Here is a 17,735-nt window from a genome sequence, read left to right on the forward strand (position 1 = left end):
ATGCGCCCCCTGATGCTCGACTTTCAGCCGCGCCGCCGTGCAGGTCCTCTGGGCTGGAGCCTGCTGGCCGGTGGCGTGGTGCTGACACTGACTTGCCTGATGGTGCAACAGCACCTGAGCAACGAGGCCGAACAACAGCAAGGTCATCTGCAAACCACGCAGCGGGTGCTCACCGGCGATACTGGCAGCAAGCTCAGCCTGACCCCGGCACAAATTCGCGAGCAGGCGCATAACCTGGCGGAAATGCGCAAGGTCTCCCAGCAGTTGCGCCGCCCCTGGGAGCGCCTGTTCGCCACCCTCGAAGCCATGCCGCGGGACAACATTGCCCTGCTGACCCTGACCCCGGACGCCCGCAAGGGGCAGGTGCGGATCAGCGCCGAGGCGTTGGACCTGGAAGCCATGCTCGATTTCCACCGCCGCCTCGAAGCCAGCGACGAGCTGTCCGACGTGTCGCTGCTGAGCCACGAAATTGTCGCCAACGTGCCGGAACACCCGGTGCAGTTCAACCTGTCGGCTACCTGGGAGATCGGCGATGCAAATCCATAAGTTGATCGTCCACGAATACCTGCAAGGCCTGGGCGTTCCGGGGCTGGCAGGGATGACCATGCTGGTGCTGGCGCTGAGCTATGGCCTGGTTGGGTTGCTGCCGGACTGGGAGTCGCTGCAAAGCCTCAGCCAGCAGACTCGCGAAGCCACCGAGTACCTGGCCAAGGTCGAAGATGGCAGCGTGGCCGCGCCAGTGGTGCCGCAGCGCCAGCTCGACGATTTCCGCAGCAAGTTGCCGTCCCAGCCCCAGGCCACCGTGGCCATCGACAAGATCTACGCCCTGGCCGCCCAGGAACGCATCACCTTGTCCCGGGGTGAATACTCCCTGGGTGTGGACCCCAAGACGCACCTGGCCCGTTATCAGATTCTGCTGCCGGTACGTGGCAGCTACCCGCAACTGCGACGTTTCCTGCACGCCTTGCTCGGCCAGTTGCCGGCGGTGGTGCTCGAGGATGTGGAGCTTTCGCGCAAGAATATCGCCGATACCGACCTGACCGGGCGGATCCGCATGACCCTTTACCTGTCGAGGTCATGATGAATACCAAACGAGTGGCGGGTTGGGTGGCGTTCTTCGGTGTAGCGGCAGCGCTCGCCTGGCTCCCCGAATACTTCAGGCAGGCCGACGACAGCGACCTTGCGGTGGCCACCGTGGCTACCCCGGTCAAGGGCAAGATCCCTGGCGCATCGACGGCTGCATCGGGCGCCGCTGCGCTGGCGCCGATCAAGGACCTGAGCCCGGCAGGCGACCTGTTCGCCGCCCGCAGCTGGATTGCGGCGCCGGCCCCTGGCACTGTCACTGAACAACCGGTAGTCGTTACTCCGGTGGTGCAAGTCCCCACTGCGCCACCGTTGCCCTTCCAGTTTGTCGGCAGGCTGGATGACCGTTCCGACTTGCAGGTGTTCTTGCAGAGCGGCGAAAAAATATACGTCGTGCGCAAAGGGGATGTCATCGACGAAACCTGGCGGATCGAGCGGATTTCCGATAAGGAGCTGCGTCTGGTCTACCTGCCTCTGCATTTGGCGCAGACCTTGTCTGTGGGGAGTACGGAATGAACAAATCCCGTTTGCTGATGAGCCTTTGTCTCTGCGCAGGGCTGGCCGCATGCAGTTCGGCGCAGGTCGCCAGGGATGAAGCTTCGGCCCTGATCGAATCGGGCCAGTACGAAGCCGGTCTGGCGCGCATCGAAGAGGGATTGCGCGAAAACCCTCGCGATACCGAACTGCACATGGCCCTCAACAACGGACGGGCCCTCGCCGTGAAGGCGCTGCTGGCCCAGGCCGACATGGACCGCACCCAGCGTAATTTCGCCGGGGCCCGCATGACTTACAGCCGGGTCTTGAACATCGAACCGAACAACCGTCGTGCCCAGGATTCCCTGCGCCAGCTCGACTATGTGCGCAGCATGGATGAGAAACTCGAACTGGCCCGTGGCGACCTGCGTCGCGGTGACATCTACGGTGCCGACCGCCAGGTCAAACAGATTCTCGAACTGGACCCGAAGAACGAAGGCGCCCTGGAACTGCAAGGCAGCATCCGCCTGGTGCAGAGCCGCAACGTGGTGCAGTACCCGCAACTGCGCACACGCCTGGACCGGCCGGTGACCCTGGAGTTTCGCGATGCCAACCTCAAGACCATTTTCGAAGTGCTGTCCCAGGTCGCCGGCCTGAACTTCATTTTTGACAAGGACCTGCGCCCGGACATGAAAGCCACGATCTTCGTACGTGACGTACGTATCGAAGACGCCGTGGAACTGCTGCTGCAACAGAACCAGCTGCATCAGAAAGTGGTGAATGAAAACACCGTGCTGATCTACCCGGACTCGCCGCAGAAGATCAAGGATTACCAGGAGCTGGTGATGCGCACCTTCTACCTGACCAGCATCGATGCCAACACGGCGCTGAACATGATCAAGACCATGCTCAAGACCCGTGACGTGTTCGTCGATGAGCGCCTCAACACCCTGACCATGCGCGATACCGGTGACGCGGTGCGCATGGCGGAAAAACTCCTGCAATCGCAGGACCAGTCCAACCCGGAAGTGGTGCTGGAAGTGGAGGTGATGGAAGTCGCCCGCCAACGCATTCTCGACCTTGGCCTGCAATGGCCCAACACCTTTGGCGTGGTCAACAGTGACGGGTCGGCGGTGACCCTTCTCGATCAGCTCAAGGGCATCAATTCCAGCCGCATCACGATCTCGCCATCGCCACAGGCCAAGATCAATGCCCAGGACAAGGACATCAACACCTTGGCCAGCCCTGTGATTCGGGTCAGCAACCGCGAACAGGCGCGCATCCACATCGGTCAGCGCGTGCCGATCATCAGCGCCACCTCGGTGCCTTCGACCCAGGGCCCGGTGATCACCGAAAGCGTGACCTACCTCGATGTCGGTCTGAAGCTCGAAGTGCAGCCCATCGTGCACCTGAACAACGAAGTGGCGATCAAGATCGCGCTGGAAGTCAGTAACGCCACGCCGCTGACGCCGACCGCTCAGGGCACCATTCCGGTCCAGGTCGATACCCGCAACGCCCAGACCACCTTGCGTCTGCATGACGGCGAAACCCAGATCCTCGCCGGTCTGGTGCGCAACGACCACGGCGCCACCGGCAACAAGATTCCCGGCCTTGGCGACATTCCCGGCCTGGGTCGCCTGTTCGGCAGCAACAGGGACGACGTCATCAAATCCGAACTGGTGCTGTCGATCACTCCGCGGATCGTGCGCAATCTGCCGTACCAGAGCCCGTCGGATATGGAATTCCCGACCGGTACCGAAACCAGCATGCACATCCAGGCACCGGACCGTTCGATGAGCACCACGGTTCAGACCAACCCCATGAGCGCCCCGATCGCCACCACCGTTACCGTTGGGAAACCTTGATCATGAACGCCTCGCAACGCGGTTTTACCCTGGTCGAAGTCGTGGTGACGCTCGCCCTGGTCGGCCTGCTGGCCGGCATGGCCGCACCGCTGACCGAGACCGTGGTGCGCCGGGGCAAAGAGCAGGATCTGCGGACCGCGTTGTACCAGGTCCGCGATGCCATCGACGCCTACAAACACGCCGTTGACGCCGGCTACATCGAAAAGTCGCTCGACAGCAGTGGCTACCCGCCGAACCTGCAAGTGCTGGTCGAGGGTGTGCGTGACACGCGCAGCCCCAAGGGCGCCAAGTTCTACTTCCTGCGGCGCATCCCCCGTGACCCGCTGGCAGTCGTCAAGCGTGACGACGAGGGCGGCTGGGGCCTGCGTTCCTATGACAGTTCGGCTGAGAACCCGCGCGAGGGCCAGGATGTCTTTGACGTTTATTCCAAGGCCCGCGGCAAGGGTCTCAATGGCATCGCCTACCGAGAGTGGTGAGCATATGCGTCGGCAAAAGGGTTTTACCCTGATTGAACTGATGGTGGTCATGGCAATCATCGCGACCCTGATGACGATCGCCTTGCCACGCTACTTCAGCAGCCTGGAGGCCTCCAAAGAGACCACCCTGCACCAGAGCCTGTCGTCCATGCGCGAGGCACTGGATCACTATTACGGGGACACCGGGCGATATCCCGATTCCATCGAACAGCTGGTCGAACTGCGCTACTTGCGTAACCAGCCGCTGGACCCGATTGCCGAGCGCAAGGACACCTGGGTCCTGGTCGCGCCACCGGATGGCGTGGCGGGTGGGGTGGCCGATATCAAGAGTGGGGCCAGCGGGAGGGCGCGTGATGGCAGCCTTTATTCCGAGTGGTAAACCTTCGAACCAGGATGGCTTCACCTACCTGGGTGTGCTGTTTCTGATCGTCGTGCTGGGCATGGGCCTGGCCAGTGCCGGTGAGTTGTGGGCCACCGCTTCGCGCCGCGATCGCGAAAACCAGTTGCTCTGGGTCGGTACGCAATATGCCGAGGCGTTACGCAGCTATTACCGCAGTTCGCCCGGTATGGCCCAGTACCCGAAAGAACTCAAGGACCTGGTGCAGGACGAGCGTTTCCCGTCGGCCAGGCATCATCTGCGGCAGTTGTACCCGGAGCCGATGACGGGTGGCGAATGGGAGTTGATGCGTGATTTCGACGGGCGGATCAGCGGTGTGTACTGCCCGTCCGAGCAGAAACCGCTCAAGCAAGACAACTTTCCCAGCCAGTGGTCGGATTTCAAGGGCATGGCCAGCTACAAGGACTGGCAGTTCGTGGCCGAGAAAGTTGTCCTCGATGGCGCTGACGGACCGCCGAAAGAACAGTCCACCGGGCCCCAGGCATTGCAGCCTTGAACCTTGGGAGTGGGTTTGCTTTCGAAGGCGGCCTGACAGCCGACCTGTCTTTTGTTGACGGTGTACATATCCATTCCTGCGGTAACGGCGGCTGGCGGTTTCGCCCTTACGGCGAGTCCCTTTTGGCAAACGCCCCAAAAGGAACCAAAAGGTCTCGCCGGTATGACTCACCCACATAGGTAACAAAACAGTTCAAGCACATAGGTAACAGTTTTTAACTGGCACTGGTCGATTCCGAGGATCTGACCATGCCGTGGCGAGAGCTGAAACCTATGGACCTGAAAGTGATGTTCATTGCCGACTATTTGTCCGGGCGACTTAACTTCAGCCAGCTCTGTGCGGCTCACAGCATCAGTCGCAAAACCGGTTACAAGTGGGTGGCGCGCTACAACGCAGACAGCGTTAATGGCTTGGCGGAATGCAGTCGCAAGCGGCATTCCCAAGCTCAGGCGGTGCCGTTTGCCGTCAAGGAGGCCATTCTTGAGCTACGCGCCCAAGGACAAACCACTCCGGGCCCGAAGAAAATTCAGACGGCCTTAAGTGAGCGTTTTCCGGATCAGCCCCCACCCTCGAAAACCACGATCTACAACGTGCTAAAAAAGGCGGGGCTGGTGACGCCGCGGCGTTTACGTCAGCGTGTCGCTGTCTATCCCAAACCGCTTCAGAAGGCCGATCGCCAAAACCAGCTCTGGAGCGCTGATTACAAAGGTCAATACCTGACGGGAGACGGTGTCTGGTGTTACCCGTTGACGGTAATGGATCACTCCAGCCGATTCTTGTTGGCCTGCGAAAGCATGCCGAGCACGACCTTCAAGGCCGCTAAGGCGACTTTTGAAAGGCTGTTCAGAACTTACGGGATGCCTGAACGTATTCGCACGGACAATGGCGTTCCTTTTGCCAGCGGAGGGCGTGCTGGTTTATCACAGCTATCCATCTGGTGGGCCCGTCTGGGCATCATCCACGAAAGGATTCAACCTGGTCGACCAGAGCAGAACGGGCGGCATGAACGCATGCACCGCACGCTGAAAAGTACACTGCCAAGACCGCCGGAAATTGAGTGGGGAGCCCAGCAGAAACATTTTGATCTGTTCATGCAGCACTACAATCATGAACGTCTCCATGAGGCTCTGGGGCAGAAAACACCGGGCTCGCGCTACACAAGCTCTTTACGGGCTTATCCGGAAAAGCTGCCGGAGATGAGATACCCAAGCCATGTTGAGGCTTACCGGACGGACTCAAACGGGGTGGTGAACAAAGGGAGGCTTAGAATCTATGTTGGCTATGTGCTTAAACATGAAATAGTCGGATTGGAGAGCGTCAGCGAGGGTGTTTGGGACATCATTTTTGGGCCGGTAGTACTAGGCCGCGTTGATGAAAGGGACGCCAAAGATGCTTATCTGACGCTCAAAGTAATCAGAAATAAGTGATCAGGTGTTACCTATGTGACTGAACTCTTCTGTTACCTATGTGGTTGATCCCTTCACGCCCCTTACGTACGGCCCCTCGCTAAGGCTCGGGGTTCCTTCGCTGCGGTATTCATCCGGGGGCATTGCCCTCCGGTCGGCTTCGCTTCGACCTACATGCAATGAGTTCGACTGCGTCGAACGGCGCTGCGCGCCAATCCCCGGATGAACACCTCCGCTCAGCCTTCCGAGGGGGCGGGTGGATCAAGATCAAGAGCTGCAGGCGAGCTAACGCTCGGCCTGATGAGTGGTGAGGAGCGAGGGTGTACGCCGACCTGCCTTTGCTCTTCTGTGGGAGCGAGCTTGCTCGCGAAGGCGGCCTGCCAGCCGACCTGATTTCGCGGATGTATCACCCCGTAGGAGCTGCCGAAGGCTGCGATCTTTTGATTTTGTTTGTAAGTAATAACGCCCAAAGATCGCAGCCTCGTTGCACTCGACAGCTCCTGCAGGGAAACACGCACGCATCAGAACCAGGCCGGCCGGTAGGCCGCCTCGGGCGCTGTTGCGGTGTACGCCCCCTCGTGAGGCTTCGTTCCGGTTCTGCGCAGTGGGCAACCCGGCATGGATGCCGGGTTAGCCGCCCCCGGCCATGGATGGCCGATGGCGGCGGGCCCACGGAGCAGGACCGGAGCGAGGGCATGCCGAGCCACGGCGAGGCACCGAATGTCAGGGGCAAGAGCCCTCATGAAAAACCAGAGCGAATACCAGCCGAATCTAAGGCTGCAGGGTTCCCCTGCAACATAGAATCTCCCACAGGGATCTTCAGTGGCCACAAGTCCCGCGTAAAACTGGGAACCCAATGTGTGGGCGCCGCGATAGCCATGGCTCAGTCTTACGCCACCACCCGATAACACGGCACATACGCCGCGCCGCCCGGCAGTTTCATGCGGTGCTGGGCGACGAAGGCTTTGAGCAGCAGGTCCAGCGGTTGCATGATCGCCGCGTCGCCACGGATCTGGTACGGCCCGTGTTCTTCGATCAGGCGAATGCCCTTGTCCTTGACGTTACCGGCGACGATGCCGGAGAACGCGCGGCGCAGGTTGGCCGCCAGTTCGTGGGACGGCAGGTCGAGGCTCAGTTTCAGGTTGGCCATGTTTTCGTGGGTCGGGTCGAACGGGCGCTGGAAGCCTTCGTCGATTTTCAGCAGCCAGTTGAAGTGGAAGGCATCGTTGCGTTCGCGACGGAACTGCTTGACCGCTTTGAGGCCCTGGGTCATCTGCCGCGCCACTTCGGTCGGGTCATCGATGATGATCTGGTAGTGCTGCTTGGCGGCGTCGCCCAGGGTCGCACCGACGAACGCGTCCAGTTGTTCCAGGTACGGCGCGGCGTGTTTCGGCCCGGTGAGGATGACCGGGAAGGGCAAGCCTTCATTGCCCGGGTGCATCAGGATGCCCAGCAGGTACAGGAACTCTTCGGCCGTACCGGCGCCGCCCGGGAAGATGATGATGCCGTGGCCGACGCGGACGAAGGCTTCCAGGCGTTTTTCGATGTCCGGCAGGATCACCAGTTCGTTGACGATCGGGTTCGGCGCTTCGGCGGCGATGATTCCGGGTTCGGTCAGGCCCAGGTAGCGGCCGCCGTGGATGCGTTGCTTGGCGTGGGCGATGGTCGCGCCTTTCATCGGGCCTTTCATCACGCCGGGGCCGCAACCGGTGCAGACGTCGAGGCTGCGCAGGCCCAGTTCGTGGCCGACTTTCTTGGTGTATTTGTATTCTTCGGTATTGATCGAGTGCCCGCCCCAGCACACCACGATCTTCGGCTCGACTCCGGGGCGCAGGGTGCGGGCGTTGCGCAGCAGGTGGAAGACGTAGTCGCTGATGCCCTGGGAGGTGCTCAGGTCGATGCGCTGGCTGTCGAGTTCGTTTTCGGTGTAGACGATGTCACGCAGGGCGCTGAACAGCATTTCCCGGGTGCTGGCGATCATTTCGCCGTCGACGAAGGCGTCGGCCGGGGCGTTCAGCAGTTCCAGGCGTACGCCGCGGTCTTGCTGGTGAATGCGGATTTCAAAGTCTTTGTAGGCTTCGAGGATGGTCTTGGCGTTGTCGACATGGGCGCCGGTGTTGAGGATGGCCAGGGCGCACTGGCGGAAGAGGGTGTAGGTGCTGCCGGAACCGGCTTCGCTCAATTGCTGGACTTCCCGTTGCGAGAGCGTTTCCAGGCTGCCTTTGGGACTGACGGAGGCGTTGATAACTTGGCGTTGGGTCATTCAATGATCCTTAAAACGATGTCATTCACACAGCAACTACGAATGGCATCCGAATAATGTGTATTCATGAAAGAAGATGGCACGAACTTCGCGGTCTCGCCATGTCCCCTGCTTGACGATGAAAAGATGAAAAGGAGCCCCAGCATAGCTAAATCCCGCGCAGAGGCGATAATGGCCCGCAGTCTTTTTGCCTCAGACCCCTTTTTACCATTGAAGCTCAGGAAACCCGACGCAATGTTCGAAATCCAGCCGATGAACGCCGACACCTACCGGCAACAGACACGGCGCAGCACGGTCATCATTGCCCTGATCTTTCTGGCGCTGGCGATGGTGCTGTCCACGGCGGCGGTGGCTTTGTTCGGCACGCCGGGGGGCGACAATCTGCGCTTCAATATCGGTGGCGTGTTTGTTGCGGTGCTGGCGATGGCGGCGCTGATGCGCAAGGTGTTCTGGCACCAGGAATGGATGGCGCCAGCGGTCTATAGTTGGCAACTCAAGCGCAGCCTGATGGGCATCACCAATGTCATGCATCATGTAACGGCGGCCGTGGAAGAAGGCGATCCGGTTGCGATGAAGCTGTTGCGTTTCTACCATTTGGGGTTGAACCAGATGCATCAGCTCGATGGCAACTCCAGCGACCACGGCCAGTTGATCCGCGAAATGGATCAGCACAGGGAACGAATGCAAGCGCTGGGCATCGATACCGAACAGACGCGGCTGGATCCGGCGTGGCTGGAGGCGGTAAAGCCGGCCAGGGGCTAACATCATTGCGAGCCTGGATCAGGCATCGCGAGCAAAAGCGGCGATCAGGAAAGTTCGCCCGCCATAGACCCTCAGGGAGCATCATGGGACAACCGTCGATCCACGATCATATTGAAATGCTCCGGCCAGCCGTGCCCCGGCTCAAGGTCCGCTCGGCGGTGATCCTGCTGGTGGCGGTGTGCCTGTCGATGGTGGTTATCGTGATCTGGGAAGCCTGGAGCTCACGCCAGTACCATCTGCATGACAAGGAAGTGGCGATGTCCAACCTTGCGCAGACCCTGGCATCGCAAGCGCAGGCCACGATCAAGCAGGCCGACACGCTGCTGTTTACCCTGGTCGATCGTCTGGAACACGACGCCGTGGATAAATCCCGGCTGCCGCTATTGCTCAACGCCCAGCGCAGTGAGTTGAGCCAGCTCCATGGTGTATTTGTTTTCGACGAAAATGGGCAGTGGGTCGCCAACTCCAATGGCGCCGGCCAGACCGGTGTCAACAATTCCGACCGCGAATACTTCATCTTCCATCGCGATAACCCCAGCCGTGGGCCGCACATCGGGCCGTCGATCAAGAGCCGTTCGAGCGGTGAGTGGATCGTGACGGTTTCGCGCCGGGTCAATCATCCCGATGGCAGCTTTGCCGGGGTGGCGCTGGCGACGATTTACCTCAGCCATTTCCTGCAGCTCTACGACAGCATCGACATGGGCAGTAACGGGGTGATCAACCTGATCGCCGACAATGCCACCATTGTCATTCGCAGACCCTTCAAGGAGGCGGACATCGGCACCAGCCTCGCCAAGAGCCCGTTGTTCACCCAGTTGTTGCCCAAGGGCGACGCGGGTACGGCCACGATCAGGTCGATCATCGACGGTGTCGAGCGGGTAATAGGGTATCGCCGGGTCGAGGGTTATCCGCTGATCATTTTTACCGCGTTGAACAAGGATGAAGTGCTCGGCAGCTGGCGCGAGGAGACGCTGCTCAGCGCCGGCATCGTCACACTGTTGCTGGGTTTTCTCGGGGTACTGGGGTTTCGGCTGATCAAGCTGATGAAGCAGCAGAACCTGGTGCAGGTCGAGTTGCTGGACACCCAGGACAAGCTCTTGGAGGTCAATCGCAACCTCGAAGGCCTGGCCCTCAAGGACGCGCTGACGGGGCTGGCCAACCGGCGTCAGTTCGACGCTTTCATCGATGCCGAAATGGGCCGTGCCCGACGCAGCCAGTCCGAGTTGGCGCTGCTGATGATTGATGTCGATCATTTCAAACCGTTCAACGACCGCTACGGCCACCTGGCCGGTGATGAGTGTTTGCGCAAGGTCAGCGCGATCATCACCGACAACATCAAGCGCCCCGGTGACCTGGCCGCCCGCTATGGCGGCGAAGAATTTGCCGTGGTGTTGCCCGGCACCGACTACGTGGGGGCATTTCTGGTGGCGGAGAAAATCCGCCGCGCGGTACTGCAGGCCGACATTGCCCACAGTGACAGCCCGGAAGGCACAGTCAGCGTCAGCGTCGGCGTCTGTGCCAGCAATGCCGCGTCCCAGGTTCGCCCCGACGACCTGATTGGTGCGGCAGACAAGGCGCTGTACGTGGCCAAGGCCAGTGGGCGCAACATGAGCGTGATTGCCAACTGAGGGGCGGGTCTCAGTCAAACCGGTCCGTTCCCTGGACCAGCCACCAGCCCAGGGCGTGACCGTCAGGGTGGTTGAAGATTCAGGCGGCCCATCGCTTGATCAATCGAAGATAGACCAGCAGATTGATCACCAACACCACGCTGCCCAAACCCAGTTGAATGGTCGGCGTCAGGCCCGTCGGGTAAATCACCGGCCAAATGTAATGCTCGATGAATCCACCGTCATAGCCGGTTTGCCCGGCCCCCTGGCGCATGCGGTTTTCCCAGTCGGTCAGAGGGCAGGGCAGGTGGAAGAACTCCACCGCCATACCCCACAACGCGGCCGGCGGATGCCACCAGATCAGGTGGCGCCATTTGAGCACCAGCAACCCGCCGAACAACACGAACACAATGAACAGCAAGTGAAACAGCATCAGCCCATCGGCGGCGATTCGGTACAGCATGTCGGTGCCCCTGAAGGCTGAACGAATCGCTCCATGGTACTCGGGCAGCAGGCCGGCGCTCTATCGATTGTCGCGATCCAATGCCCTGAGCACGCCCTTCAAACGCTCGGTCATCGATTCACTGCTGCGTTGCATGGGCGCGCGCAGTTCGTCACCGATCAAGCCTTCCAGGGCCAGCGTGGTTTTCACCGGGGCCGGGTTGGGCTCCAGGAACAGGCTGTTGATCAGCGGCAGCAAACGGAAAAACGTGGCGCGGCCCTCGGCCAATTGGTTGTCGCGGATCTGCCGGTACAACTGCACGAACAGTTCGGGACGGACATGCGCCGACGCGGCAATCGCACCTTTGGCGCCCAGGCACAGCGCATTGAAGATCTGGTTGTCTTCGCCGCACAGCACGTCGACATGGCCGCTATTGAGCAAGGCGAGGGTGTTCGAAAAATTACCGCCGCAATCCTTGATGGCAACGATCCGCTCGTGGGCGACGATGTTGAGCAAGGTTGCCTGTTCGAAGGCCACGCCGGTACGGTAAGGGATGTCGTAGAAAATCAGCGGAACGCTGGAGGCATCGGCGACCGTGCGGAAAAACGCCTCGAGGCCGGCCTGGGAAGGGCGGATGTAATACGGCGCCGGCACCAGCAGGCCAGCCACCGGGCGCTTGAGGATCTCGCTCTGGAACTGCAACAACTCGGTCAGGTTGTTACCGGCCAGGCCCATGACCACCCGTTGCGCCGGCACCAGCTCCAGCACTGCATCGAGCACCGCCAGTTGCTCATGCTTGCCCATCGCCGCCGGTTCGCCGGTGGTGCCGCAAACGATGAGACCGTCGACACCTTTTTCCAGCAGATGGCTGACCAGCCGGCGCAAGCCGACGAAATCGATGGCGCCATTGTGGAAGGGGGTGACCAGTGGAACCCAGATACCTTGAAACGCTGACATGCACTTTCTCCTGATGGTTGACCGATTTCGGCACCGTCAGGGGCATGGAAGGAGAGTAAGCAAGGGGAGGGTGGTCCGTCGCGCTCAATGTCCTGTCAGCTCATCTGACGGGACAGCGCGCCCCGGTCACATGAGCGACTGTTTCTTCGATTTGAGGGCGTGCGCAACGCAACCTTGCGCCTTGGCAATCAAGCCAATGACGGAAGAGTCGAGATTGAAGGTTGCGGACATGCTTGCTTACACCCTGAATGAGGCGCCCAGTTTTAAAAGCCGGAGCGCCGTTTGTCAATCACGAAAATCGGCGTACTCGGCGCGCATCCGGCCATTGTGCTTGGCCTTGTAGAGCAGATGGTCGACCTGTTCGACGAATTCCAGGGCCGTCGCGTGCATCGATGCCAGGGTGGTGCCGACGCCGAGGCTGATACTCAGCAGCTTCGACACGTTCGAGAATTCATGGGGGATCTGCTGCTGGCGAATCAGGTGCAGGCACTTGTGCGCCACCAGCCGCGCGGACTCGGCATCGGTTTCCGGCAGCAGCCAGACAAACTCTTCACCGCCGATCCGCGCGATGAAATCCCGTGGCCGGTTCGCCGCCAGGGACAAGGTTTGCGCGACGCGGCGCAGGCATTCGTCGCCCTTGATGTGGCCGTAATGGTCGTTGTACTGCTTGAAGTAGTCGATATCCAGCACGATCACCGACAACGGCAAGCCGGTGCGCTGGGCCGTGTTCCACTCCCGTTCCAGCACGGTGTCGAACATGCGCCGGTTGGCGATGCCGGTCAGGCCGTCCTGGAAGGAATACTCTTCAAGCTGTTTTTGCAGGCGGATCAGGTGCTCTTCGGTTTTCTTGCGCTCGCTGATATCGAACATGAAACCCACCAGCGCCTCGATTTCACCGTCCTTGCGCACCACATGCACCACATCGCGGATCCATACGTACTCGCCGCTTTCGGTGAGTGCGCGATAGTCGGCCTCGTGATCGATACCGGCGCGCGATTGCGAGACGCAGAAGTCCATCACGTAGTCGCGGTCATCCGGGTGCATGCGCTCGACCCAGTCATTGACCGAGGCCCAGCTGTGCTGTTTCCAGCCCAGCAGCTCTTCGATCTGTGGCCCGATGTAGCTGAACGTCATGGTTTTCCAGTCGATGCGCCAGGGAATCGCCCGGGTCGACTCAAGCAGGGTTTTATAAACGTCGCTGTCGGTTTCCACTGAACTCATGAAGGGCCTGCCTCGATGAAAATGCAGCGCCATCATGTTGCTAGCACTTTGGCGAATCAAGCGGGCAGCCGATGAATGGCACGCCGCGTATCAGTGAGCAAGATTGTTCAAGCCTTCGGCCGCGACTGCTGGCACAGTCTGGGGTCTTTCCCTGTCTGTAGAACGTTATGTCCAACTCAATCATGCCGCGCAGTGCCTTTTTGCGCGGTGCAGCGGCGATCATGCCGTTGTCCCTGGCCACCGCGCCCTGGGGCTTGCTGGCCGGCTCCATGGCCATCGAAGCCAACCTCACGCCCCTGCAGGGCCAGGGCCTGTCGAGCATTGTATTTGCCGGCGCCGCGCAACTGGTGGCCATCGGCATGCTCAAGGGCGGGGCCGGGATTTTTTCGATCCTGCTGACCACACTGCTGCTGACCTCCCAGCATTTGCTCTACGGGATGAGCATGCGCTCGGTGATTTCGCCCTTGCCGGGGCGCTGGCGCGCAGGGCTGGGGTTCTTGCTCACCGATGAGTTGTTCGCCCTGACCAGCCAGCACGACAAACAGCAGTTCAACCGCTGGTACGCCCTGGGCGTGGGCCTGACGTTCTACATCGCCTGGAACCTGTTCACCCTGGCGGGCATTGTGCTCGGCAGCAGCATTCCCGGTCTTGAACACCTGGGCCTGGATTTCTCCATCGCGGCGACCTTCATCGCCCTGATCACCCCGGTGGTACGCAACGTGCCGACCGTGGTGTGCGTGGCGGTGTCGCTGTTCTGCTCGGTGCTGTTCAGCTACTGGCAATGGGGTTCGGCGCTGGTGCTGTCGGGGCTGGCGGGCATGACCGCCGGGTTTGTCTGCAATAAATTCTACGGTGGCCGCACATGATGGTCTGGGCAGTGATTACCGGAATGGGCGTGTTGGTGTTCCTCAACCGCTATGTTTTTCTGGAACCGCGACTGCCGCTACGCTTGAGCAGCAATGCCCGGCAGTTCCTGGGGTTTGCCGTTCCGGGCATGTTGACCGCCATTTGCGGGCCGATTGTGTTCATGCCGGAAAAACAGCTGAATCTGCACTGGGACAATCCCTATCTGATCAGCTCGCTGGTAGCGGTCGCTCTGGTGCTTTACACGCGCAATACGTTGCTCAGCATGCTGTTGAGCATGGGCTTCTTCTTTTTGTTGCGCTGGTGGCTTTGAGCGGGGCAGGGGAACTGATCTAAGCTTAAGTTGATGACCGATCCCTTCAGGAAGAGAGGTGAACATGGCCAATGAACCCAAGCAACCGGACCTGGAAGAAGACGAGGACGAACCCACGGAAGAAGAGATTGAACAGCAGAAGCGTTCGGTACCGGACTGGAAGCATCCTGACGACGGTAAGGAACTGTCAGAGCCCGACCGCAAGTTCTGACCGGCACGCGAATACAACGAAGCCCCGCCATTGAGCGGGGCTTTGTCGTTATCGACAGGTTCATGGAACTTCCTTGATCAACGTGGCGCCCTGGTTCCTGACATTGCCAACGGCCCTGTCGACCTTGTACCACTCGAATACATCGCTGACCTCGCCCTGGGATAACGCCATTTCCTCGGCTCGCTCCTTGGGCGTGGCCGGGTCCAGCCATTCCCGCGCCAGTTCGGGCGAGAACACCACCGGTCGGCGGTCATGCACGTCAAGCAGGCCGCCCGCGCTGTCGGCCGTCAGGATGACGAAACCGTCGTGCTCCCTGTGAGGCGCTCCGCCGATGGGGTACTGACCGATGGCCGCGCAGAAAGCCGGGGCCCGATTCCGTCGCCGAATCAACCACGGTTGTTTGTTGCCGTCACCGGCGTCGACCCATTCGAACCAGTTATCAATCGGGCAGATCGCGCGATGGGGCCAGATCGCCCGGAAGTACGGGCCGTGGGCGACTTTCTCGACCCGGGCATTGACCGGCTCCGTGCGATCCGTCGCCCAGTGCGGTCGCCAGCCCCAGCGCACGGCGTCGGCGTGCAGCCGCTCGTTCTCCAGATGCAGCAGGGCGAGTTGCGTAGTGGGCGCGGCGTTATAGTGCCCCAAGGGTTCGTTGCCGACGTGATTGATCAGTGCGTCGGGGATGCTCAGCACCGCTACGAAGTCGTGGATTCCACGGTATTGCGACAGTCGTCCGCACATGGCCTGACACTCCGGTTAAGACGCTCCGACCGAAGCTTTGAGTTTAGTTGCTCGTGGCGAAACGGGCCTGGCAAGCACCGGAACCAAACCCTGTGTACCCTATCCAACCTCGGCCCGTCGTCTCGATGCGGGCCGACGACGGATGAGCGGGCGAAGGATCCTTGCCCTTTGAAGTATCGACCCTGATGGTCTGGCCCAAGGCAAAAGATGAAACGATTGTTCAAGTGTTTGACGGTGTGCGCCCTGGCCGTGGGTCTGCTGGGCTGTATCGCCGCACCAATCGAAATGACTCCGCGGACCGAGCAGCGTTTGCAGGCGCAACCCCCCATCCGGTTTCTGCTGACGTTCGATGACGGCCCCAGTGCATCGAGCTGGTGGAATCCGACCGTCACGGTAATAGAGAGCCTGGCGCAAAACCCGCTGCAACCGGACATCAAGGCCGTGTTCTTCGTGCAAACCCGTGCCCCGCGAGCCGGTGGCAGCGAGTTGGGCCGGGACATCATGCGTCGCGAACATGCCGAAGGTCATATCCTGGGCTTTCACACGGCGACACCCTGGCACACCAATCATCGCTCCCTTGACCCGCCAGTGTTGGAGCAGGCCCTCACCGATGGCAGCGCCGACATCGCCGCGATTACCGGCGCCCCGCCAACCCTGCTGCGCCCGCCATTCTGGAACTACGACAAACGTACCTTCGCCGCTTATCAGCAGCATGGCCTGCATGTACTGCTCACCGACTTGAGCGCCAATGACGGCAAGATCTGGGGCTTCAACGCCAGCCCCCGGCGCCGGTCGCACATGCTGCGCTCGATGTCCGAAGTTCGCGAACGCATTGCCCGCGGTGAATTGCCGGTGGTCGATGGCGTGATTCCGGTGGTGGTGACCTTCCACGACCTCAACCGCTATACCGCCCGACATACCCGCGAATACCTGCAGATTTTGCTCGACAGCGCCCGGGAGACCGGGGTGAAAACCGCCGACAAGCCGTTTTACGACGATCAGGCTGCGCTACAGCGGGCGGCGATGGCGCGAACCGTGCGCGACGACTCGCAGCCAGTCGAGCTGCCGGGGTTCTGGAACTGGATCTGGGGCGGGAACGCCCATTAAAAACGTGCAGATAGGGCCGCTACGCAGCCCAGCGGGAGCAAGCTCCCTCGCCACAGGTATTTACTGCCTTAAATTCCCGGTGGCAGCAGCTCATCAATCATCCGCAAACAATGGTTCAACCCCGGCGATACATCGCCCACCCGTCGGCTGAGTATGATCGGCGAGGTGGCGTTGTCTTCCAGCAGCGGGGTGAAGCCGATGTCGTCGCGGTGCAGCAACTGCACCGAGGCCGGTACCAGCGTGACTCCGATTCCTGCCCCCACCAGACCGATCGCCGTTTGCAGTTCGTTGGTCCATTGCGCGACGTGGATGCGCACGCCGTAGGACTCGAACAGGGCAATCACATGGTCGGCGTAACTCGGTCGCGGATTGCCGGGGTACAACACAAAGGGTTCCCTGGCCAGTTCCCGCAGGCTGATGGGACCGGCGAGCAACGGGTGCCCGGCGGGCAGGGCGGCGACCAGGCGGTCTTCGGTGAGCACGGTCTGGACAATGGCCGGGTCGTCGATACGGATCCGGCCGAAACCGATGTCGATGCGCCCGGCCTTCAACGCCTGCACCTGTTGCAGGGTGGTCATTTCCGAAAGCCCCAGCTCCAGCTCCAGCGGCTCGCCACTGCGTAACCGCCGGATCAGTTCCGGCAGTACGCCATACAGTGTCGATGGCGCAAAACCGATACCCAGCCAGGTTTTCTCACCCAACCCGATACGCCGGGTGTTGTCGCAGACCTTGTTCAGTTGTTCGAGCAGGGCGGTGGAGTGTTCATGGAAAAACCGCCCGGCGTCGGTCAGCTTCAGCGGTCGGCCGCGCTCGAGCAGCATCACCCCCAGTTCGTCCTCCAGTTGCTGGATCTGCCGGCTCAAGGGCGGCTGGGCGATGTGCAGCAACTCGGCCGCTCGGGTGAAGTTGAGGGTTTGAGCCAATACCTGGAAGTAACGCAGGTGCCGCAGTTCCATGGAACCTCCGGACGCAGATCAGTTGCATACCTTTAAGGTATCAAGTCAGACCAATTCTATATTGGCTTCAGGAAAAAAGCCGTACGAGAATCGA

General features: G+C 60.7%; 20 protein-coding genes. 14 read left to right on the forward strand and 6 right to left on the reverse strand.

From position 1 onward, the window contains the following. The 8 genes from AC3IP0_RS10870 to AC3IP0_RS10905 all read left to right on the forward strand — a co-directional run bounded on the left by AC3IP0_RS10870 (position 1) and on the right by AC3IP0_RS10905 (position 6,218). A complete protein-coding gene (locus AC3IP0_RS10870) occupies positions 1 to 546 on the forward strand; it encodes a PilN domain-containing protein (protein WP_056723500.1) in 546 nt (181 codons plus the stop codon). After that, on the forward strand, positions 533 to 1,081 hold the full coding sequence (locus tag AC3IP0_RS10875; protein WP_056723501.1) for a type IV pilus inner membrane component PilO: 549 nt from the start codon (positions 533 to 535) through the stop codon (positions 1,079 to 1,081). Before AC3IP0_RS10870 ends, AC3IP0_RS10875 begins: the two co-directional genes overlap by 14 nt. Next, positions 1,081 to 1,599, forward strand: coding sequence for a hypothetical protein (locus AC3IP0_RS10880; protein ID WP_489319754.1), 519 nt, complete (start codon positions 1,081 to 1,083; stop codon positions 1,597 to 1,599). Before AC3IP0_RS10875 ends, AC3IP0_RS10880 begins: the two co-directional genes overlap by 1 nt. Continuing rightward, complete coding sequence (locus tag AC3IP0_RS10885) at positions 1,596 to 3,422, forward strand: secretin N-terminal domain-containing protein (RefSeq protein WP_489319225.1); 1,827 nt, start codon at positions 1,596 to 1,598, stop codon at positions 3,420 to 3,422. The genes AC3IP0_RS10880 and AC3IP0_RS10885 overlap by 4 nt, the downstream gene beginning before the upstream one ends. Before the next feature lie 2 nt (positions 3,423 to 3,424). Next, positions 3,425 to 3,898 (forward strand): type II secretion system protein, encoded by a 474-nt coding sequence (locus AC3IP0_RS10890; protein WP_489319226.1) that lies wholly within the window; start codon positions 3,425 to 3,427, stop codon positions 3,896 to 3,898. Positions 3,899 to 3,902: 4 nt separating this feature from the next. Beyond that, entirely contained in the window at positions 3,903 to 4,277 is a 375-nt protein-coding gene (locus AC3IP0_RS10895; protein WP_489319227.1) for a type II secretion system protein, read from the forward strand. Next, on the forward strand, positions 4,252 to 4,791 hold the full coding sequence (locus AC3IP0_RS10900; protein ID WP_489327379.1) for a type II secretion system protein: 540 nt from the start codon (positions 4,252 to 4,254) through the stop codon (positions 4,789 to 4,791). The genes AC3IP0_RS10895 and AC3IP0_RS10900 overlap by 26 nt, the downstream gene beginning before the upstream one ends. A gap of 248 nt (positions 4,792 to 5,039) precedes the next feature. Then, on the forward strand, positions 5,040 to 6,218 hold the full coding sequence (locus AC3IP0_RS10905) for an integrase core domain-containing protein (protein WP_489327381.1): 1,179 nt from the start codon (positions 5,040 to 5,042) through the stop codon (positions 6,216 to 6,218). Positions 6,219 to 7,086: 868 nt separating this feature from the next. Here the strand turns inward: AC3IP0_RS10905 and ppnN are convergent. Then, positions 7,087 to 8,460: a nucleotide 5'-monophosphate nucleosidase PpnN gene (gene ppnN / locus AC3IP0_RS10910; RefSeq protein WP_489319229.1), complete on the reverse strand. Its 1,374-nt coding sequence runs from the start codon at positions 8,458 to 8,460 to the stop codon at positions 7,087 to 7,089. Positions 8,461 to 8,631: 171 nt separating this feature from the next. Here ppnN and AC3IP0_RS10915 point away from each other — a divergent pair, with 171 nt between their 5' ends. Next, positions 8,632 to 9,222 (forward strand): DUF3087 domain-containing protein, encoded by a 591-nt coding sequence (locus tag AC3IP0_RS10915; protein WP_489327793.1) that lies wholly within the window; start codon positions 8,632 to 8,634, stop codon positions 9,220 to 9,222. Between the two features lie 83 nt (positions 9,223 to 9,305). Next, the gene (locus tag AC3IP0_RS10920) at positions 9,306 to 10,850 is read left to right on the forward strand and encodes a sensor domain-containing diguanylate cyclase (RefSeq protein WP_489319231.1); all 1,545 of its coding nucleotides are present in this window, start codon (positions 9,306 to 9,308) and stop codon (positions 10,848 to 10,850) included. Between the two features lie 79 nt (positions 10,851 to 10,929). Here the strand turns inward: AC3IP0_RS10920 and AC3IP0_RS10925 are convergent, their stop codons facing one another. The 3 genes from AC3IP0_RS10925 to AC3IP0_RS10935 all read right to left on the reverse strand — a co-directional run bounded on the left by AC3IP0_RS10925 (position 10,930) and on the right by AC3IP0_RS10935 (position 13,449). Then, on the reverse strand, positions 10,930 to 11,292 hold the full coding sequence (locus AC3IP0_RS10925; RefSeq protein WP_489319232.1) for a DUF2784 domain-containing protein: 363 nt from the start codon (positions 11,290 to 11,292) through the stop codon (positions 10,930 to 10,932). Between the two features lie 60 nt (positions 11,293 to 11,352). After that, on the reverse strand, positions 11,353 to 12,228 hold the full coding sequence (gene dapA, locus AC3IP0_RS10930) for a 4-hydroxy-tetrahydrodipicolinate synthase (RefSeq protein WP_489319233.1): 876 nt from the start codon (positions 12,226 to 12,228) through the stop codon (positions 11,353 to 11,355). 285 nt (positions 12,229 to 12,513) lie between these two features. Beyond that, positions 12,514 to 13,449, reverse strand: coding sequence for a GGDEF domain-containing protein (locus AC3IP0_RS10935; protein WP_489327382.1), 936 nt, complete (start codon positions 13,447 to 13,449; stop codon positions 12,514 to 12,516). Positions 13,450 to 13,616: 167 nt separating this feature from the next. On the opposite strand from AC3IP0_RS10935, the gene AC3IP0_RS10940 reads away from it, so the two are divergent. From AC3IP0_RS10940 to AC3IP0_RS10950, 3 genes are all read left to right on the forward strand, one after another. After that, the gene (locus AC3IP0_RS10940; RefSeq protein WP_007978998.1) at positions 13,617 to 14,315 is read left to right on the forward strand and encodes an AzlC family ABC transporter permease; all 699 of its coding nucleotides are present in this window, start codon (positions 13,617 to 13,619) and stop codon (positions 14,313 to 14,315) included. Then, positions 14,315 to 14,626: an AzlD domain-containing protein gene (locus tag AC3IP0_RS10945; RefSeq protein WP_489319755.1), complete on the forward strand. Its 312-nt coding sequence runs from the start codon at positions 14,315 to 14,317 to the stop codon at positions 14,624 to 14,626. The genes AC3IP0_RS10940 and AC3IP0_RS10945 overlap by 1 nt, the downstream gene beginning before the upstream one ends. Positions 14,627 to 14,690: 64 nt before the next feature. Then, positions 14,691 to 14,837 carry a hypothetical protein gene (locus AC3IP0_RS10950; RefSeq protein ID WP_008051909.1) on the forward strand — a complete coding sequence of 49 codons (147 nt, stop codon included), beginning with the start codon at positions 14,691 to 14,693 and terminating at the stop codon, positions 14,835 to 14,837. Positions 14,838 to 14,897: 60 nt separating this feature from the next. On the opposite strand, the gene AC3IP0_RS10955 is transcribed toward AC3IP0_RS10950, so the two are convergent. Continuing rightward, positions 14,898 to 15,578, reverse strand: a complete 681-nt coding sequence (locus AC3IP0_RS10955; RefSeq protein WP_489319234.1) for an SOS response-associated peptidase family protein — start codon at positions 15,576 to 15,578, stop codon at positions 14,898 to 14,900. A gap of 207 nt (positions 15,579 to 15,785) precedes the next feature. On the opposite strand from AC3IP0_RS10955, the gene AC3IP0_RS10960 reads away from it, so the two are divergent. Continuing rightward, positions 15,786 to 16,685 carry a polysaccharide deacetylase family protein gene (locus tag AC3IP0_RS10960; RefSeq protein ID WP_489319235.1) on the forward strand — a complete coding sequence of 300 codons (900 nt, stop codon included), beginning with the start codon at positions 15,786 to 15,788 and terminating at the stop codon, positions 16,683 to 16,685. A 68-nt stretch (positions 16,686 to 16,753) separates the two neighbouring features. Here the strand turns inward: AC3IP0_RS10960 and AC3IP0_RS10965 are convergent, their stop codons facing one another. Beyond that, a complete protein-coding gene (locus AC3IP0_RS10965; RefSeq protein WP_489319236.1) occupies positions 16,754 to 17,641 on the reverse strand; it encodes a LysR family transcriptional regulator in 888 nt (295 codons plus the stop codon). Between the last annotated feature and the right edge of the window lie 94 nt (positions 17,642 to 17,735).

The organism is Pseudomonas sp. GL_103, assembly GCF_057835175.1.

What these genes read in the sequence shown, in the direction of transcription:
- AC3IP0_RS10960 (WP_489319235.1), top strand. Translation starts at nt 15,786, where the DNA reads ATGAAACGATTGTTCAAGTGTTTGACGGTGTGCGCCCTGGCCGTGGGT.
- AC3IP0_RS10925 (WP_489319232.1), bottom strand. Translation starts at nt 11,292, where the DNA reads ATGCTGTACCGAATCGCCGCCGATGGGCTGATGCTGTTTCACTTGCTG.
- AC3IP0_RS10905 (WP_489327381.1), top strand. Translation starts at nt 5,040, where the DNA reads ATGCCGTGGCGAGAGCTGAAACCTATGGACCTGAAAGTGATGTTCATT.
- AC3IP0_RS10880 (WP_489319754.1), top strand. Translation starts at nt 1,081, where the DNA reads ATGAATACCAAACGAGTGGCGGGTTGGGTGGCGTTCTTCGGTGTAGCG.
- AC3IP0_RS10885 (WP_489319225.1), top strand. Translation starts at nt 1,596, where the DNA reads ATGAACAAATCCCGTTTGCTGATGAGCCTTTGTCTCTGCGCAGGGCTG.
- AC3IP0_RS10935 (WP_489327382.1), bottom strand. Translation starts at nt 13,449, where the DNA reads ATGAGTTCAGTGGAAACCGACAGCGACGTTTATAAAACCCTGCTTGAG.
- AC3IP0_RS10890 (WP_489319226.1), top strand. Translation starts at nt 3,425, where the DNA reads ATGAACGCCTCGCAACGCGGTTTTACCCTGGTCGAAGTCGTGGTGACG.
- ppnN (WP_489319229.1), bottom strand. Translation starts at nt 8,460, where the DNA reads ATGACCCAACGCCAAGTTATCAACGCCTCCGTCAGTCCCAAAGGCAGC.
- AC3IP0_RS10895 (WP_489319227.1), top strand. Translation starts at nt 3,903, where the DNA reads ATGCGTCGGCAAAAGGGTTTTACCCTGATTGAACTGATGGTGGTCATG.
- AC3IP0_RS10915 (WP_489327793.1), top strand. Translation starts at nt 8,632, where the DNA reads ATGGCCCGCAGTCTTTTTGCCTCAGACCCCTTTTTACCATTGAAGCTC.
- AC3IP0_RS10945 (WP_489319755.1), top strand. Translation starts at nt 14,315, where the DNA reads ATGGTCTGGGCAGTGATTACCGGAATGGGCGTGTTGGTGTTCCTCAAC.
- AC3IP0_RS10955 (WP_489319234.1), bottom strand. Translation starts at nt 15,578, where the DNA reads ATGTGCGGACGACTGTCGCAATACCGTGGAATCCACGACTTCGTAGCG.
- AC3IP0_RS10950 (WP_008051909.1), top strand. Translation starts at nt 14,691, where the DNA reads ATGGCCAATGAACCCAAGCAACCGGACCTGGAAGAAGACGAGGACGAA.
- AC3IP0_RS10965 (WP_489319236.1), bottom strand. Translation starts at nt 17,641, where the DNA reads ATGGAACTGCGGCACCTGCGTTACTTCCAGGTATTGGCTCAAACCCTC.
- AC3IP0_RS10900 (WP_489327379.1), top strand. Translation starts at nt 4,252, where the DNA reads ATGGCAGCCTTTATTCCGAGTGGTAAACCTTCGAACCAGGATGGCTTC.
- AC3IP0_RS10875 (WP_056723501.1), top strand. Translation starts at nt 533, where the DNA reads ATGCAAATCCATAAGTTGATCGTCCACGAATACCTGCAAGGCCTGGGC.
- AC3IP0_RS10940 (WP_007978998.1), top strand. Translation starts at nt 13,617, where the DNA reads ATGTCCAACTCAATCATGCCGCGCAGTGCCTTTTTGCGCGGTGCAGCG.
- AC3IP0_RS10870 (WP_056723500.1), top strand. Translation starts at nt 1, where the DNA reads ATGCGCCCCCTGATGCTCGACTTTCAGCCGCGCCGCCGTGCAGGTCCT.
- dapA (WP_489319233.1), bottom strand. Translation starts at nt 12,228, where the DNA reads ATGTCAGCGTTTCAAGGTATCTGGGTTCCACTGGTCACCCCCTTCCAC.
- AC3IP0_RS10920 (WP_489319231.1), top strand. Translation starts at nt 9,306, where the DNA reads ATGGGACAACCGTCGATCCACGATCATATTGAAATGCTCCGGCCAGCC.